Annotated in this window: 7 protein-coding genes; all 7 read right to left on the reverse strand. The window is 40.3% G+C overall.

Going from position 1 to position 20,010, the window contains the following annotated elements:
• Positions 1-48: 48 nt before the first annotated feature.
• The 7 genes from DI392_RS00105 to hsdR all read right to left on the reverse strand — a co-directional run bounded on the left by DI392_RS00105 (position 49) and on the right by hsdR (position 19,998).
• Positions 49-6,330 carry a DEAD/DEAH box helicase gene (locus DI392_RS00105; RefSeq protein WP_109317882.1) on the reverse strand — a complete coding sequence of 2,094 codons (6,282 nt, stop codon included), beginning with the start codon at positions 6,328-6,330 and terminating at the stop codon, positions 49-51.
• A gap of 10 nt (positions 6,331-6,340) precedes the next feature.
• Entirely contained in the window at positions 6,341-9,658 is a 3,318-nt protein-coding gene (locus tag DI392_RS00110; protein ID WP_219930873.1) for an STY4851/ECs_5259 family protein, read from the reverse strand.
• A gap of 114 nt (positions 9,659-9,772) precedes the next feature.
• Positions 9,773-11,086: an McrC family protein gene (locus tag DI392_RS00115; protein ID WP_109317883.1), complete on the reverse strand. Its 1,314-nt coding sequence runs from the start codon at positions 11,084-11,086 to the stop codon at positions 9,773-9,775.
• Positions 11,086-13,236: an AAA family ATPase gene (locus DI392_RS00120; protein WP_245883881.1), complete on the reverse strand. Its 2,151-nt coding sequence runs from the start codon at positions 13,234-13,236 to the stop codon at positions 11,086-11,088. The genes DI392_RS00115 and DI392_RS00120 overlap by 1 nt, the downstream gene beginning before the upstream one ends.
• A gap of 56 nt (positions 13,237-13,292) precedes the next feature.
• Positions 13,293-14,774 (reverse strand): restriction endonuclease subunit S, encoded by a 1,482-nt coding sequence (locus DI392_RS00125; RefSeq protein WP_109317884.1) that lies wholly within the window; start codon positions 14,772-14,774, stop codon positions 13,293-13,295.
• Positions 14,774-16,378 (reverse strand): N-6 DNA methylase, encoded by a 1,605-nt coding sequence (locus tag DI392_RS00130; RefSeq protein ID WP_109317885.1) that lies wholly within the window; start codon positions 16,376-16,378, stop codon positions 14,774-14,776. The genes DI392_RS00125 and DI392_RS00130 overlap by 1 nt, the downstream gene beginning before the upstream one ends.
• A 71-nt stretch (positions 16,379-16,449) precedes the next feature.
• The gene (gene hsdR, locus DI392_RS00135; RefSeq protein ID WP_109317886.1) at positions 16,450-19,998 is read right to left on the reverse strand and encodes a type I restriction-modification system endonuclease; all 3,549 of its coding nucleotides are present in this window, start codon (positions 19,996-19,998) and stop codon (positions 16,450-16,452) included.
• Positions 19,999-20,010: the final 12 nt, after the last annotated feature.

Below are 20,010 nucleotides of genomic sequence, written 5' to 3' on the forward strand. Positions count from 1 at the left end.
CATTTAAGTGAATGGCATTAAAGTCCCCCCGGACCTATCTCCTACATATCAAATTTCTTGATACGTTATATCCGTCGACCAATCTTCACTGTTCCTGACAGAAAGAGATTTTTCAAGTTTCTGTAGTAATCCCAACTGTATACCTATATCTGAATTGAAATTATGCAAAACTGTGCTGTAACGAGAATTAGGTTCATAAATCAGCCAATAACCAACTCCCTGATCAAATTTCAGTGAAACCTTACGCCCAGATGAAAAAGCCAATATTAACTGTCTTCTGTGCGGAATATCTTTTCTATTCATATGGCAAACCACAGTTGTATCAACAGAAGACTGATATTCTAACCACTTTTTATACCCCTCAACAAACTCGTCTTTATCCTGCCAATCATGATGAAGGCATTTACCCATTCGTTCCTTCTCTTGATACAACGTATTGATAACAATAGAAGCCACCTCTGATTTATATTTACACAATGCATTAATAATCTCGGAAATCAACAACATGGAAGCTGGTGTTTGAATATAACGATCGCTGTAGCTAATTGAAATCAATTGTTCTTCACTCAATAATTTTCTTAACCCTTCATCATGCTCAAGTAATAAAGTCCAAAATGCGCCACCAAAATGGTTTAAGGAACCATTTAGGTGAGCATCAACTTCCAATGCACCAAATAGTTTATTTGGGTCAGAATAACTACGTTCTAAATTAAACTCAGAATATGCTTGTACCTGCTCATTTCTAGTTAATATGACAACGCTGGATTTACGATGCCACCCATCTCCGGGAACAATATTTTCTGAGTCAGAAGTTGCAATAGTAATAACTTGTCCATCAAGAATTAATTGAGCTGCTATCTCGGATCTATTTGGCTCACCAACAGCCAGTCTCACCCCAATTTTCTTAAAGAACCAGAGATCTTCAGTTAGATCCTGCTCAAATTCTTCCTGAGGAAGGACTAGGGTAACTTTAATATTATCTGATGTTAGGTAATTAATTAATGCACGTTTAAAATTAGGATGAGTCAAGTCCCATTCACTAATATCATTTCCTAACCAGAAAATAGCTTCCTTTGCACCATGGTTTACTAAGTTACGTATCGTTAATGCAACGGATGCAGGCTGATATTCTCCACCACTGAAATCTATAAGTTCCTCTGGAAGTGTATTAAACTGCACAAAATCATCACCAAGCCACTCTAAAGCTAAAGCACTGTCAATATAGTCAGTATCATTACGAGTATCAGATTCTAATAAACATTCCCCACAACCATGAATACATTTAGGACAATGAAGATTATTGACCATTTCAGTCAGTAAAGTCTGAATATGATAATGTGCAGTACTTGCAAATCCCGCGCCACCAGAAATAACATCATACAACTGTATAATTTTAGCCGGTTCACCACTTTCTACTATAGCCGGACGTATTGAGTAGCCTAACTCAGAGGTAGAAATACCTAAAATACCAGATAATGCTTTTCTTAATGCCAACGACAATGTCATCGCAATAGTTTTTCCCTTAGGTGAATCAGGAATATATTCATTACGAACAGGATGTTTTAATACCAGTTCAAAAACATCTGTTTTCGAATGGCATCCCAAATGAATATTTTTCATCAAATAAGGAGAACCGTCACATCCAACATTGCCATCACCATTTTTGTCCTTTTTAACAGCTTTTAAAGGTCGGTGCGAAATTGTTGGATTAAAATAACTAGGACAGTCTCCATTTTTATCCATTGATTCAGATCTTCCACAGGATGGGCAGATGGCATAGCCGGTTCCGTTCTCTCCCGATGTATGATAGAACACTGTCCCTTCTTCAGTCGAAAGCATGTATCCCATGTTTTCATTTGGCAGTGACACTGGAATTGCATTACCAACGGAAACCCAAGCATCTTCAACTGGTATAAATTTTTGAGTAGAAATATCATTTGTAGGTGAACGGTAAAAATCTGAAACAAAACCTGCTGGTTGCAATACCTGTAATATATTATGCGGTTTAATCGATGCCCCACATTTAGGATTGGTACATTTCATATTTAATGCAGACGCAGATACATCAGTCACATAACCAGTTTGACCACAACAATCACAACGCCAGGCAATATCAAATTTTTGAGCTTCTTTAGCCCCAGAAAAAGAAACGTTATGCCAATGAAGTGCTACTCCTCCTGAACGGAATACCCGCCCATCTAATACAATTTCAGCTCCTGGTGCATATTCACGTAATGCAACCGCAAGATTTCGCGATGGTAATCCTCGGAAGCGAGACGAGTTATCTTCTCGTTCTTCTTTAGGAGTACGTTTACGTTTTTTATCACGTAAGAAATCCTCAATATTATTATTATCAAATGTTACAACATCCGTCGGAAACCCATATCCTGGTAAAAACGCCTTTGCAGCAAATTCTTTTAATAAAAATTCGTTTGTTAACCGTGTTTTCTCCATGTTTAATCGATAAGCATACGGAGAATCTACATCCACGTTTATTGATTCATTTTCTAAATAATGAAATTCTGTAAACCATCTATCTTTTAATTTAAAAATACACTCTGCGGCATTTTTTCTAAGTAAATTAGGTGATTTCTGTGATAACACGGTTCCTCTAACCAAAAACATGATATCAGCATCCCAATATGAAGCATCACTTTCAATCCACGCTAGAAAATGCTCACAAATAGAGTTGTCTTCAGGTAAATAGAACCATTCCAAATTAAGTGATGTTTTTTCCTTTGACGTATCTCCGACAACCTGATTTAAGAACAGAGATAACAACATCGAATTAACGTGACGCTGAACTAATCGAGACGAATTTCGCTCAACATATGGTGCAGGAATTGATGTCACAAAAGGCCATTTAGGATTATCAAAAACTTGTTGATCATGCGGATTCCCTTTACATAAAGTATAAGAAATCGCTCTGGATTCTTTGCTACGCCCTGCTCGACCTGCTCGTTGTAAATAATTCGCCGGATGAGGTGGCACATTATTCATTACAACTGCAGTAATACCACCAATATCAACCCCCATTTCCATAGTGGTCGAACAATTTAAGACATTAATTTTACCTTCTTTAAATAGATCTTCGTAACTTTGCAGCCGTTCAGAACTCTGTTGAGCTGAGTGTTCTGCTGTACGATAGTAAAATCCACCTTCGACAGCCCTATCATTAATATCAGTCCAAAGATTCTTTTCCCGCAGACTAGACACTTTTGGATCGGATTTAATCTGCTCCCGTATATGTGACAGACCATTTTGGTAATCATATTGTCTCGCTTGGATATTCCAAATATTTGGGTATTCTACGGAAGTACATTGATATTTATTGATATCATGAATCTGGCGGGGTAAATATGGCGTTAACTCTCTGAATGTTGTGTCCAAAAGTTTATTGGTTACAGGACAGATAAATACTTTCTCTACAAACGAAAACGTCAATTTTCGACGATCTAATGCGAACTGATTATCATCAACAACTAAGATTCTCGCTGTTTCTGTTACATCTCGCCAAGCAGCTCTTAACCAGTCATTAATAACGTCTTGCCCCTGTTTATTATCACAATCAATCTTAGAAGCAATTGTAAGTAATTTAATCAAACGGTGGCGTTGACTCCCTCTAACTAAAGGCCAACGTTTAAAGCGCCCTTCATCAAACTCATCAGAATCAGGATTTCTCAAACTCTTTGAAGAAAAATGGCTACCAATCCACTTTAACCAACCATTATCTTCTAGACGTAGGAAGTTGTTTTCCCTAACAAAGAAATCAAGTGCTACCTTAATAAAGTCCAACCAATCCTGCAGAGTAAACCCATATTGATCCCAATGTTCTGGATAATGCTTTATTTTATCTAACCCAACATAATTGATTTTTACCAACCCCTGCGTTTCTGAACTGTTCTGTCGTTTAGGTCGGCGGGCAAATTCTCTGAACAACAACATTTCTGCTAGCTTATGACTGCCATCATGCTCATTAAAAACTTCAGGGGAAAGATATCGGTTATAAAGGAACATTGCGCCTTTAAATTCCCGTTTTTTGGCCAGCTCAGAGACCATTTCTTCCCAAGTAACAGAGGCCAAGGTCAACGATTTATACCCAGAATCTAAAGCATCAGCCTGTTTTTCTAATTCCTCAGCAGGACCAATCATTCCCAAACCGCGCAATATTTCTGCTTGTTGCAATAATTTTTCAGCAGTAACACCGTCTTTAGGTTGATTTATATTAACTGGCTGATCAAGCTGTTTCTCTCTAAGAATTTCAACTACCGCACCACGAAGTTTTGAACGTTCAGCTTCTTGCTGCATACGAACAGAAAGGCGAGCGGTCCCTTGCCGACTGTCTGTAAATGTAATTAATCGACGACCCCGCGCGGGTAATGATTGAGGACCTTCAGATTTTTTATCCTTATCAGAAAAATCAGGACAATATTCAAGAAGCGTCGGTACTACGTTAGCAATATAAAAAGGCGCGCCTAACATAGCTCTTCTAAATGGAGAACCATGATTATAACCAGTAAATCCACAACCAGAACATAAGGGATCTTTTGTCGTAGCAAACGTTAAATCATATCCCTGAGGAGCATGTGTTGCTAACTGTCCTTCAAGTCCAATTCTTATCGGAATATAGCAGTGATCATCATCAATTTTTGATGCGAATATCTCAGGAAATTTAACTGCTTCGTCTAGTTCTTGGATATCGTTACTTTCCTCATCCTCATCAGAAAACTCATCATTCTGTAGTGAAAATTCATCTCCAGATTTCGAGTTCCATTGGGTTAGTACCCCATTTTTATCGTGACCCAACAAATGAGGCTCATTACATTCCGTACAAAATGCTAATTCCAGTACAGCTGCACCACACTCACATTTCTGTCGTTGTGAGGTATACACATAACCAAAAGGCCAGTTTTTCTCTAACTCCGTTCCATTTTTACAGCTACAATTTTTATCGATACAACTCCATAGACCATTAGTCATTCGCTGAAAAAAGTGTGCACGGAGTTTTAAAAATGACTCGGCAGATTTGGATGGCTTGGTTCCTGTTAATAAATCAAGCCAACGTAAAAGCTCGGACTGAGATAGCTCTTTTTGGCTAAGTTCCATTGCCACTAATGTATTAATTTCATTTAAGGTCAATGGTCTTTGGCTATCAACAATTATCTTTCTCAGAGTATGAGCATAACGAGATGTTTTTAGAGCATTAAAGCGCTCTGATGATATCTCCGGGTTATTTTTCTTCTCTTCTTTATCCCACTCACCATCAGGATTAATCAATTCAAGATGTTCGAGTGATTCGTCAGCACCTTCAACAAAGTCAATTTCAGGAATAACACGACGCCCACCAATAATTTTGATTTGTTTTGGATCTATACCTGCCAAATCCGATAAATATTTCGTTAATTGTTCGGTTGCTTCATCTCCAGCAATCGTCGCAGACGTTGCCACAAAACGAACATTTTTAGCTTCTACGCCAAAAGCATATAATACCCGCCGCAATTGTAAAGACAATTCAGCAGCTTGAGATCCCACATATGTGTGTGCTTCATCAAGAACAATCCAGCGCAGTGATTTCTCTTGTCGGGAGCGCTCAATAATAGGTGCATCAATCTGTCTCACCAACATATACTCAAGCATTGTGCCATTAGTCACTAATATAGGTGCAGGCTCCCGACGCATTAATTCTCTCGATAAAACATGATTAGGCGACGCTTCTTGAGCCTTCCTCATTTTCTTTTCACTGTTTTCAGTATTACCGTTATACAGGCAATAACGAATACCGCTGCCGAAATGCTTAGTCCAGGCATCAAGTCGCTCTTTTTGGGAATTTATCAGTGCATTTAACGGATATAAAAATAAAGCACGAACCCCCATTAGAGGAGCTTGTTTCTGCCTATATTCCTGATAAATATCCTCAAGTACAGGCACCATGAAACATTCAGTTTTACCCGACCCGGTACCAGAAGTAACAACAACCGACTTTGGTTCATCAGTAAGTAACGTTTGCCAAGCATTCAACTGATGCTCAAACGGATGATACTCGGTACCAAAACGATAACGACCGTTGGACTTATCATCTAAGGCATTTATTACCGCTTCAGATAGCAGATTTCCACTTAAATCGGACATTTCGGGTTTTGCAAATTCCCAACCAAATGTATGTTCAAACAGAGGAGGAGCAAGAAAAGATTCTCTATTACCGCTCTCGCCAGACATTAAATGACTTAAATGATTTCGCAATGCCGGATTTGTTATTCCCAAAACACTTAATGTCGATTCTTTTGCTCTAGAAACAGACTGTTCAACTAACTCAGAAAAATATCCTGTCATAACAAATCCTTTATTGTAATTGGTTTAAGAAATACGTAACGAAACAACGATATGCGGGTTCAAACCACTCATGATCAAAATCTCGTAATTTACGCAAATAAAAAACGGATTCTGTAGGTAATGCGTTGATAACATTTTCGGGGATTTTTCCACAAGCCATTGCAGCAGAAAATAAGGGTAAATACACAACACTAGTTTGAAAATTAGCACTGACTTTGAACTGAAAAGGTACTAATGATAATTCAGTACACCACTGACATAATTGTTCACCATACTCTACAGGCCAATGGTTATCTTCACTATGCTGACGTAATAAGTCCTGATACCAGCCAAACACCATTGGTTGTAGAATCTCACTAGGAAATGTTTTCGGTATTGCTTTGGTTTTTAAATAACTTACGACTGATTCTTTTAATGAAGGGATAACCTCGCCTAATTTATCTATCTGCTTTTCAATAACTTGTTTAATAACAGAATCAGGTAATCCCTTATCAATAAGTGCATTTTCCATTAAATCTACCGCATGTAACCAATCATCAACAGAAATAAACTCCCAAAACACAGGTAACTCGTTCTCAATATGAGCAATCAACCTTTCATCATTTTCGAATATGAAAAGAGCAACAGCTAGTGCATGATGATCTCTGACTAAATGACGCCATACCTCAAACGTCGATAATGGTAAATAAGCAAAATTCTTATAGGTATCTCTTAAATACTGCCAGCCACTGTGCCCCCAGTCGTTACTCATCTGATGTAACACATTCGCAATTGCAACCGGGTTATTCTGTGGATGATAAACCATAGCCGCTTTTTGAAGTGTATCAACATCATTCAAATTTAGATCGTCATTTTGCCCCGGAAAAAACCTCGCTCTAAAAAATATTTCCGAAGATCTATCAGGAACAATAAGCCACGGCCCACCCTGTTCCATAAATATTGGTAATTCATATTCACCAACTGGGACACCTTCGCTCTCACGACTTTGAAGCACAAAAGGTTTTTGTTCTGGCGCGGCTAGAGAAATCAGGACCGGCTTAACTTTTTCACTTGAGGATAATTTCCCTGAACGAAGAAATACCGTGTTATTATCACGATCATAATCTAATGAAGCAGAATAACGACTTACCGTAAAATAAAGTGTCCGACCTGGTCCAGTAATCCGCAATTCAACTTCACTATCTAACTCATCAGTAAGCGATAACAATTCTAATATTGCCTCTTTCAGACCATATAAACTAACTTCTACTGGCTTATCAGTCACTTTATAGTGCCATCGTATATACGGAGGCTTATGGTTTGCTTTTATATTACGAGATGAAGCCATGGCTTCTAGTTGATAACTAGCCGGCACCCCTGGTGTCGAAAAGAAATACAACCGACTTCCCAGTAATTCTTCCACAGTCAGTTTTGTTGCAAGCTGATTTCCCTGACCATCATAGGCAATTGCCCCTCGAGCGGGAAATGGCACTTCAATAATAATCGGCTCTGACAAAATACTAGCCTGAATCTGAACTGGTATCGTAGCAGGAGGAATATCACCGACAGCAGAGATCTGAATCACTGTTGCACCAGATTCCTTACTCAAACGATCAACATGAATAAGATCTGAAGTAACCTGGCATACACAAGGCGATAATGTTTTAATTTTAATCACCCCTTCATGAGGTGTCTCACCACTTAATAATTCAATATAAAAATCATTAGGCAAAATACCAATGTGCTTTCTTAGACGAATAATGCCATCGGAATCACGAGCAGTAAAAAGTTGTCGACCATTAACTTCAGAGCGACTTAAATCTTTTACGGAAGAAGCTCCAAGATAACTAATTAACTTCTGGCTGTTTTCATCGTCATCCAATTCTCCCAAAACTTTTGGTATACCTTTAAACACTAAGGCTGGTATCGATTTCCAGCGAAGTTGTTCACCGCGTAATGTTAAACTATCACTCAAATACCCATCCGAACTCGTGGTAATAATATACCGTTCATGTTTAGAACATATAATCTGACAACGACCTTCTAGCTCAATGACTCTCATATTCTGAAAGTTCTGATTTAAATCTTCCGTCTGCCCATACTCAACCTTCACTTCCGCGGAAATAGGCAAAAGTATCATGACCTTAGTATGCTTTGTCTGTAACGAAGCCTGACTTAGTAGACGCCACAAATCGTTTTCTTTTATGACTGTTAAAGGGGAATCCCCTACATCAACCGAACTTGCTTTCAAACGAATATTTGCAAGCCGACATCCTGCCTGCATAGCTACAAGATACAATTCACTTTCGGAATTTTCCCGTTTAACCCGAACTTTAGGTAAACGCATACGAATAATTGTTTTTTCCTGTTCAAACAGCGCAAACCCAGTTCCCAGAGAGGCAATTTGTTTATTTCCTTCAAAAATTGCTAACTCAATGCGACTACTGGATAATTGTTGCCTACTGATGTCAAAAAAACAGCTGGTTGGTAGGGTTATATCCGTATAAATTGCTTGATTAGCAAAAGAGAGATAATGTCGGCACCCTAATTTTTGTCTTTTTTTAACCGACTTCCTTACTTCATCCGTTGCTCGTGTTAATAACTGCCTCAAAAAAGCAGAACCAGTTGTATCTTCCAAAGGAAGTGGAAATATTTCACGCCAACGTGGAAAGTGAGTATCTAAATACTGCGCTGGTTTATCTTCCTTATCTAAACCAAAGCGATATACCAATGAATCGAGTTGTTCAACCATTCTGGAAATAAGCTCTACAGAATCGTCACTTTGCAGCGTTTCCGGAAGACGAGCGATACGATTTTTTATTAATTTTTCAATTGCATCAGTTCCAAACTCTTTAATATCCTGATAACGCTCAAAGATAGAATAAAATGCACTTTGGTAATTGTTAGTATCACTTGATAGCAAATTAGAAGGTAATCCTCCTTCCCGAAATACTGATCCCAGAAAGTCATTTCTCTCAGAGACAATATGTTTTGATAGCGGCCGATTCCAAAATCGACACAAACCACGACTAACAACATCGCTGATTTCAGACGCAGAAAGTTCAAAATTAAGCGTGATAAAAATGGGATTCCAGCTCCATTCACGACTATATTCTCGTCTAAACCATTCCGCGCAATATAATGTAAAAGCACCACACCATTCATCTGAGAACTTATTTTTGATACTGAATTTCTGGCTAGCAGTCAAACAGGATCGAAGAGACTGATACTCATCGCGCGTCACCTGATATTCATACAGGGGTATATTATGTTGACTAATATAAGTTCTATTCGTTAAGAACTTTTCTAACCATTGACGTATAGATTGATTTAATATTTGCCCTGACATACTTAGGTTCTCTTTCCGATAAAACACTTTTCGTTTGCGTACTTAGCACACGTTTATTTCTTATTTTCCTTTTTAGTCGTAATCAGAATACCGTAAGCTTATGATAAATGGATTTCATAAGCTTACGAACTGATCCACTAAATTTTCTTTCTCCGGCCATAACAAACAGCTTTCTCCCGAAGAATCAATACAAAACGGCACCACCCACAATCTCAGTTCATCATCAAAATTAAAGCTTGATTCAACTGGCTCTAAAAAAAATGGAGTCTGCGGATACACCAACACCAATTCCCCCTCTCCACCCAAATACTTCTGCCCATAAGCAAACATCTGGTAGAAATCCGCTTGAGATAAGCCGTAATTGTTTGCTCGATCACTGCCATCAATATGTTTCCATTTGCTGTCTAACACACAAACCGGCTCGCCGTTGTACTCAATCATTAAATCTGGCTTGAGGGTGAACATCTTTCTGCCAGCATGAGTGACTAAGGATTTTTTGGTTGATTGGCTTCTCAATGAATAACCCTCTTTCAGTTGCTGACATAAAACAAAAGCAACATAAGATTCAAACACCGCCTCCATCGGGAACAACAATGATGGTGCTTGAGCTTTGCCTTGCATACTGATTGGTGACAGGTCGTTAAGAATTAAACGCGTCCAGGCTAAAGCTGGTTGGTAATAGTTCATACCACGGTCGAGTTTGAGTTTGGAAAAATCCACATTGGTATCGACACAAACGGGCACATCATCAAAATAAAACAGCAGTTCGCGCAGCAGTTTTTGGTTATGTGCATCACGGCTGTAACGTTGAATTTGTAGCATCGCCGTTTTAATTAAACGGTTGATGGGGCGGTTATGCAGATACTCATCAAACTCACAGTAAAAACGCTGCTTGTGCACGAAGTTGTGTTTGATCTGCATGCCGACATTCAGCTTACCGCGCTTGGTGGTGAGGTTCTCTTGCTGTGCGACATAATCACTACGCAAGCCCCGTTTTACTACCTGATTCACCGTCGTCAAGAAGCGACGGATAAACACTTCAAGCAATGGCAGTTTGAGCGTATCAATACCCGCGCTTTCCAACTGAATATGCCGAAACTCACGCAACGACTGCAGCATCACCAGTAACGTTTTACGCGCTTTATTATAATCGCGGTCAGTGATTCCGGTTTTCGGCAGCACTTCTATATGTTGACCCGAAGGGACAAAAATTACACCAACATAGTTTTTTACCTGCAGTACCTTGCAGCCATTTTTGATTCTTGGCTGCATAATACGGTAAAAGCCGGTGTTATCTACGGTTAAACAGCGCTGTTCCAAATAGGCAAAATCAGCATGATGAATATAGGTTGCATCATCAATTTTTCCTTTGTCTTTTTCACTCGCCAGATAGCAAAATTCAAACACTGATGAATGATAGTCACTCATTACATGGAGCCTTGTTCTAACTGTTCAGTTTCTGTTATCAACGTTTGATACATTCCAAGATAAACCTGCGGATCCTGCCACACACGCTTATCATCTTCGTTTTCCAATGAACGTAAGCGGTACTGCACAATTCCTTCCCCATATAGGTCAACGTTATTCTGTTTGCCAAATAACTCTGTGAGATCCTTATACTCGGTTTTGGTAATCAGCTGTAGCGCATCAGGCTTTTGATTATCCGCCAGCACCAATCTGATCTTTTCCCAATCATCGAAGAAATATTCTTGCAGCAGAGGAATTATTTTGTTTTGGAAAACGTGAACAAGCTCTTCAAATGCAGCCTCTTGCTCATCCGCATCAACAAGCTCTTTAACCGGCATGAAAAACGCGTGGCCTAGCGTGTGTTCACGATCAAATAGTACTTCGATACGTTCATTAAGCTTTGTTAACAATGCGAATAAATCAATTTTAGTATAGGTATCGTTGTCTTTATCATTATGTTCAACTATTGAGCCAGCAAGCAATTTTGGCTCAGGCATCATTTCTTTAAATTCAAAACGACGGCGTAATGCAGTATCCATCATGGTAAGAGAACGGTCGGCGGTGTTCATTGTGCCGATGATGTAGAGATTATCAGGAACAGAAAAAGGCTTTCCAGAATAAGGTAAGGTCAACTGTAGACTTTCCGTTTGACCTTCACGCTTTGAAGGTTCAATTAAGGTGATCAGTTCACCGAAAATTTTTGAAATATTACCCCGATTAATTTCGTCGATGATTAACACATAATTTTGTTTTGTACCACGACTATTTTCTTTATCGAGCAGAACAATATCTTTGGTCTGAAGATAATTAAGAACATCAGCAACATTCATTCTGAATAATGGATAACAAGTCTGTAAACTGAACTGCTTATTATCGTTCAGTGCCATAAAATCAATTGATACACCAGTAACTAGCCAATTGATCGGCAAATGGTGACAATAGTCATCTCTGGTTGGTAAACCTGCTTCATCGTAAATATACTCGCCAGATACGACCCCGATAGCCTCAACCGTCCTCTTGCTATCAATACACAATACAAGATCACCAATCGTCATTTCATTAGTGAAATTATTCAATGAGTTCTGATCGTTCGAACCAAGTTCTGAGAAATATTCATTACGCTCTTCAAGGTTAAGATCACCAGTATCACCCCAACCTATTGCTCCCATGTTATGTTCTAAACAGTATTTTTTCGTAGCATTCTGGTGAGCCCCCTCAATGGAAAGTTTCCATACTCTTCCATTACTGTTTATTTTTTGATTGGTATCTAACTCTGAAACAGACGCATCTTCACAAATAGATTTAAAAACGCCTTTCTTAATTTTGTAAATAACACTCTTATCTTCCGCTACTTCAGCGCTTAATCCCTCAACAAACTCTTCGTACCCATAGCTTTGATGAAAAGTAACAAAACGGATGCGCTTTTCGGTCACCAAGTGATCGTATTCTGCTTTAAGTTCTTCTCGTGTCTGCCAAACGAATTCAGGCTCAGTCGCTCGAACTGCTGCTTCGATGGTATGGTAAGTTTTACCTGTCCCTGGGGGACCATATAAAATAGCATTACGAGACATATTAACCTCTATTTTTTTTGATTCTTTTCTTTCCAAATCGCTCTGGATAATTTCTTCACATATATCGTTTGAATTTATTAAATCCAGCCATCCCTTAATAATTGCACTTGCATCCTTGCTATCAAAAGGGAAGCGTATAAAACTTACATTATTATTTTTATCTTTCTCAAAGTTAATGTCTTGAAATATTTTTAAATTATTTAAACCTTCAATGAATTTTTCTTTGGAAATATTATCCAAATTTAATTTTTTAAAGTTTAATCGACTACCAGATAATTCAAACCTTACTTCCCCAAAACCACCAATAGTCGTCCCTTTTACTGTTTCTCCATTGTTTCTAATAGAAAATAGTAAACACGGTTTCATCTTAGAGTATGGCGTAAGCCCCTGTTTTCTTGCAAATTCGAGGAATGCTTTTAGTACATCATTATCTTTAAATAGAGCTATAATTCCCCTTGGATCGTTGACGTTAAATGTCTCCGAGTCCAACTTATCTTTATCGAATCCACAATCAATAAAAAAATTTTTTAGTTCATCCATTTACTATACCTAGCATTAAAAAAGCACGCTATTCAGCGTGCTTATATTTTTATCAATTATACTTTTGAAGCGGTTTTTCTTGGGGCTTTAGCCGCTTTCTTCGCTGCCTTAGCTAACGCCTCAGCCTCTTTGCGGGCTTGGGCGATACGGGCTAACAGCACTTCAGCGGGTTCATCGTCATCATTTTGCGGGACGAGTTCACCTCGGAAAGCTTTGGCTAAAATGCTTTGGGTGAGGTTATCCACCCGCGCCTGCGCTTTTTTAACTTGCGCTTCAATGGTGTCAGCGAAAGTGAAGTATTGGTCGACAAGGCGGACGATTGCTAAAGCTTCATCTACACTTGGCATTGGTAATGCGAAACTACGAATGTCATCTAATCCTAAACCTGCTTTAGTTGCACCTCGCTTGAGCACTCCTACTTGCTTTATTCCTACATTTTCCGACGCGATACAAAGAGAAATATATTTGGCATATCGATCAATATTCGGTCTAGCTAAAGCAACATGCTGATTTATATAAGCTTCACCAATATCTTTGGCTACATGCGCAACTCGGCCTACATCAGCTGTTATAGAAATTAATAAGTCATTAAGCTCGACCTTTGAACGTTTACCCTCGACACTTTGAGGAAGCTCGACATAGATCGTATCCTCTAAATCAAGTTCTATACTTATATATTTTAAGTTCGTCATTCTCAGAAAGAGTGCGCCACAATCCGAATAATACTTTGCCCAACCTCTTGAGCCACTTGTTACATAACTAAATAATTCACCCGCGGGGATCACACGCCAGCCATCTGGAGTTTCAGGTAGCGTTAAGACAGCTTGATTAAACAAATCATCTTTGTATTTCGATGAACCATACTTTTGACGTGCCGAGTGAAGAAGTTCACCATCAAACTGCTTTTTGTTTTCCTTACGCCACTCTTCCGTCAACTTCCCTGAAACTGCGGAAGCGAGTACCGATTGTCGGAAACATTTTAACAATTCAGGAATACCATCCAAACGGGCTTTGATAGTGTCAACCTGTGCCAACACTTCATCGAGTTTTTCAACGATGCGTTTTTGTTCGGGTAGAGGCGGAAGAACCATGTTAAGCTCGCGAAGTTTTTTGAGATAAATTCCTTTTTGAGCAGTTCCCTTAGCATTGTCGAAAATTTGCTTTTGAAAGGAAGGGCTTTCAATAGCGTACTTTAGATAATCCGACGATATTATTGGAGCGCTAAGAACAGCAACACTTCGTTGTAAAGTAAATTTTTCATGCGTTGATACGACAGCTGAACGCCCAAGAGCCCCCACTATAGTTAATAACACATCGCCTTTTGAGATTCGCGTTCGCTTATCTTCAGCTACAAACTCTTCTTCAGTAATCAGCCGAGAACCTAATCCAAAATCGAGTTTGCCATTTTGAATATTCTTAGCGCTTAGCATAGGCAACCCGATAACTTTTGCTTTTGGAGGATTATGTGAACCGTCGGTCAGTTTTGTACACAATTCACCTAGTGAAGTCTGTATCCACCCTTTCGGCAACTGGCTCATTACTCAACCTCCGGCTTTTCAGATAAGCCAAACGCTTCTTCCAACAATTGCTTCTGTGCTTCCGCTTCATCATTGGCACCTAAAGCTTGCATCAACTGGTAAATTTCAGACATTGCTTCAGTAAGTTCAGCCATTGCCTCACCCGCCAATACTTCTGGTTCAGGTAAGTTTTCAGCACTGGTGGCTTCTAAGTCTTTTAGCCATGATATATCTAAACTGTCGCCTTTCTGCTCACGAATGTATTCACGGCTGAATTTACGCCAGCGAGCGCTATCTACCTTGTGCGCTTTCTCGCTCAAACTTTCTGCTGTTTCACCTTCTGCGAAAATATTGCCTAACGTTTCATATACGCCTTCTTCACGAGGTGATTGACCGTTTTTATCTGCGCCGTAGGCCGCAATAAAGGCATCAAAATGCTTTTCAGTCAGTGGGCGACGCTTACCAAAAGTGTTCATATTGGTTCGCATATCAAATACCCAAGTTTCTTTTGTGCAGCCTTTATCCTGATGTTTGTTCTCAGGCGTGCCTTTTTGGAAGAACAGCACATTTGTTTTCACACCTTGGGCGTAGAAAATACCCGTAGGCAAACGCAAAATGGTGTGTAGGTTACATTTATCCATTAGGTCACGGCGGATCTCCGTACCTTTACCACCTTCAAATAACACGTTATCTGGAATGACCACAGCCGCACGACCACCCGGTTCTAATGCATCATAGATATGCTGCATAAAACAGAGCTGTTTGTTACCTGTTGGGTGAACAAAGGTGCGGGTAATATTAGTACTTGCCGCACTACCGAATGGCGGGTTGGTAAGAATCACATTGGCTTTTGGCAGACTTTCACCAGCGCTACCTAATGTGTTACCAAGACGAATAGCACCTTCGTTTGCGTCACCTTCAATATCGTGTAACAAACAGTTCATCAGTGCTAAACGGCGCGTTTCAGGTACAAGCTCCAAACCAACAAAGGCATGCTTCATCTGAAAGTCCTGATCGTCGCCGTCAAGATCATCCAAATCGTGGGTGTTCGCTTTAATGTATTTATCCGCTTCAATTAAAAAGCCGCCTGTACCCGCAGCAGGGTCCTGAATCACTTCACGAGGCTGAGGCTGCATTACTTTGACAATAGTGCTGATAAGCGATCGCGGGGTGAAGTACTGGCCAGCGCCGGATTTGGTTTCATTGGCGTTTTTTTGCAATAAACCTTCGTACATATCACCGAAGTCGTCTCGGGATTTACCTTTACCACCAAAATCATACCAATCCAGATTATCCATGTTGGACACTAACTCTGTAAGCTGGGCTGGCTGTGTGATTGTCGTGTTCACATTCTGAAAAATCGCACGCACAATAGCGTGAGTATCTTCACCTAACTGAACTAACATTTTGCGATAAAACTGATGTTGTTCCTGTCCAATTTTTCCTTTGAGATCTTTCCAATACAATCCCTGAGGCAGTAGCTTTTTTTCTAATCCTGTCTGCTCACACATTTTAAGAAACAGCAGTGAAGCAAGCTCATTCACGTAGTTCTGATAAGAAACACCGCCATCACGCAGGTTGTCACACAGTTTCCACAGTTTGGTGACTAAATCGTTGTTATTCATTTTATACTCTTAATTGCGCATTTCTGGCGGTACCAACACCACCAAATTGTATTGTTGGTTATTGTACGGGGCTAAGCTCGCTCATCCCATAAATATTCGTTGAACTGAGTCAGTATGCTGTCTAATTCACCATCGAAGACGTTCATAAGTTTATTTTTACCGCCACGACGCTTAAAGTTACCAGCTTTAAAGGTATCGTCATCCAATACCACTTTTTCTTTGATCGCCACTGAAATGTAAGCCAACCAGCTTAACTGCTCTTCAGACCAAGTGTGGCCGGCTTTGATCTTCTCCAGTGCATGATCAACCCGTTCTTCAAACGGCAGCAAGGCACAGCCAATGGCTGCACGCCGGATATGCCCCACTAAACGGGCAGCAATATCCTGATTGGTCACTGCCTGCCACGCTTTGCGCAAGGTTGCATCATCGTATTTCTGCGCATCGAACCACTCTTGTAATTCAACCAATCCTTTACGGGTTAAATCTCGAGGGCGATTAATCACAATATCCAAAGCTTCGTGTTGGTTACCAGTGGCTTGTACTAAGCGATCAAAAGCTTCGAGAAAATCCTCCGGCTTATTGAAAGCCCCGTAAAGGGTTTCGATTGTCACCACTTCATCCGGAATATCGGTAAAGATCGGCATATCCCTCAGATCGTTGATATCCTTTTTCAACTGCTCAATACGCCCGACCAGATTAGTGATATTGTTAATCACTTCCGCCGTCCATCGCGCTCCTTTATCTTTTAATATTCGAGGTAACGATAAAAAATCACACCCCGCATGGGTCTGGCACAACTCATCCAAATGGGCGATTTGGCGATCCACCTCTTTATTCCTTCCCTGATAAAAACGAGCCTGAGTACTAACCCTCTGAAGCTTCGCAACCAACTGTTCATGACTGTGTTCAGCAAAACTGCGGCCATCCGCTTCTTTCACCTTGTAGGTTTCAGAATCAGTGATTTCATTGACCAGCGTTTGCAAATCCACCTGGGGACGCACTACAACTGGACGCATGGTATCCACACTCTGTAGAGAAGAATAAAGATCGACGGCATCAAAAATACGGAATGAGGTTTTGCCTACTTCTGGACATAAACGAGTAGCACGACCTTTCATCTGCTCATACAAAATCCGGCTGCGTACTTTTCGCATAAATACCAGATTGCAAATACTAGGAACATCAATCCCCGTGGTAAGCAAATCGACCGTAACAACAATATTCGGCAGACGCTCTTTTTTAAAGCGGGTGATCATACTCTGCACTTTGTTGGCATCTTTATCGGAATCACCGGTAATTTTCTGGATGGCATCATGTTCCAGATCAGGATACTTCGCCTGAAAAGCTTCCTGCAACGCTAAGACTACATTATCCGCATGGGTATTATTAACGCAGAATACTAGCGTTTTTTGCGGAGAGGTGGGATCAATGTGATTGACCAGTTCTTCACACACCACTCGGTTAAAATCACTGGCAATCAGACTGCGGTTGAAGTCGGCGACTTCAAACCCCTGTTCATCTTCCAGTGTATCGTTAATCAGTTCACCTTGTGGACTCAAACGGGTAACGACGCTGCCACCATTCATATACACGCCATCACGCGACAATTTGGTAATAATTTGGATTGGAGGTTCTTGATCGGTCAGGTAACCATCAACGACTGCTTGTCGATAGCTATAGCGGTAAACAGGTTTGCGTTTTTTCTCATCACAAAAGATATCAATAGTATGCAATGCTGGTGTAGCCGTTAAGGCGACTTTAACGGCATCGAAATGATCAATGATACGCCGGTAGGCGGAAATGTAGTCCAACTGATTACGGAACTGCAGCTCCCCTTCAGTTTGTTCTTTGTCGAGAATATAACCACGGTGTGCTTCATCCACAATAATGCAATCGTAGCGAGAAACAGGCATCACCTCGTCACTTTGCAATGTTCTCTTAACTAGAGACTGCACGGTTGCTACATGAATTTTGGTACTGTCTTCCGGGAAACGATCCGTCAGCCCTTTAATATTAAAAATGGAATTAAACGAGTCGCCTTTAATTTGGGTATCTTCAAATGCGTCTAGCGCCTGTTTACCCAATGAAGTCCGATCCACCAAAAACAAAATACGTTTAAACCGCTGTGACTGAATTAAGCGAAACATCAGTGCGATAGCAGTGCGGGTTTTCCCTGTACCGGTTGCCATCGCTAATAGAATATCCTGCTGACCTTTTACAATCGCTTGTTCAACAGCTTTGACTGCATCCTCCTGATAATAACGCAGCCCCAGTTCACTCATATCCGAATGCTCAGCAAACCACTGATTACGTTTCTGATAATCCGTTTCCAGCATCGCCATCAGCTCTTCAGGACGATGCCATTCGGGTAACGCTTTTGCTAAGTTAGTTGAATGACGGGCATCGCGATACCAAATACCGCTTTTGGATTTGATGGCGGCGCGATAATCACGCCCGTTCACTGAAAAACAAAATGGGATCTGAAAATCAGGCTGTTTCTTATCAGAATCTGACCAGGTTGAATGATAGTTGGGTAGCTGTTCCGCTACCTGATGTAACCATTCCTCATCATTCGTGGCCTGAGCCTGCAACTCACCACGTAAAAAGTCATAATCAAAATAACGACTATAGCGGTAGGCTTCATTAAGTTTTGCCGCCACATCCGTATTTTTCTTTTTCGCTTCGATCACCCCGACGGGTTTTAATCCCACAAACAACACATAATCTGCCCAGCCTGTCTTGCCGGTTTCATCTTTACCGGTTGGCCATTCAGCAATCGCCATATTACGACCGACTTGAGGACAAGTGCCATGCGATTTAAAGTTCAGGTTTTTACTGTCAACATCCCACCCGGCTTTACGCAATTGAGCATCAATTAGGAAGCGAGTTTCTTCTTCATCAATATTTAAGGCACGGGAAGCGGCTTCCTGAGTAATTTGTTTCTTATACACCTTACGCTCAACTTCGGTTTTCTCAGCCAGCTCTTGGTCTTTCTCTTTTAATTTAGCTTCAAGGGCAGAAATACGCGCCTGAGTCTGTTCTTCTGTCTCTTCTTGCTTACTCTCGAGTACCGAAATATACCCATTTAATGCGACCAATTTTGCCTGCTGCGCTTCAAATTCGGCTTGGTTTTGCGTCTGATTTTGACGAGCTTGTACAAGCTCTTGTTTCAACGACAAAATCTCTTGTTCGTAATACTCACTATTTTCTGATGTAGGTAGAACAAATACAGGTACAGCGAAATCGTATTTTTTGGTCACTAAACGGTAATACCAAACGGAAAGACGAAAAGCTAAACGCAGACACATTTCCGCATCCGGCAGATCATTGTGATACTCATGAACCGCCTGATTTCCGATTTTCCTTAGTTTATGAAAGACCTGCAAAATACTGTCATCAACAAACGGAATCTTCGCTAACTCTCGTAATAAATCGTGCTGATTTTCTGGTACATCCATATCCAGTAATTTCGCCAGATGCTTGGCTGTCGCTTCGCCAAACATGCGCAATTTTACCAACGTGGTATTGGGATCATCGGGATAATTGTTTTCTGCCGCACGGGCGATGGCAAACAGAAAATCATTGGTGCCTTTAAGAAAATTAAAGTTTGAAGCTGCCATGTTTATCCTTTC

It is taken from the genome of Vibrio albus, from assembly GCF_003144035.1.
Taxonomy (GTDB): Bacteria; Pseudomonadota; Gammaproteobacteria; order Enterobacterales; family Vibrionaceae; genus Vibrio; species Vibrio albus.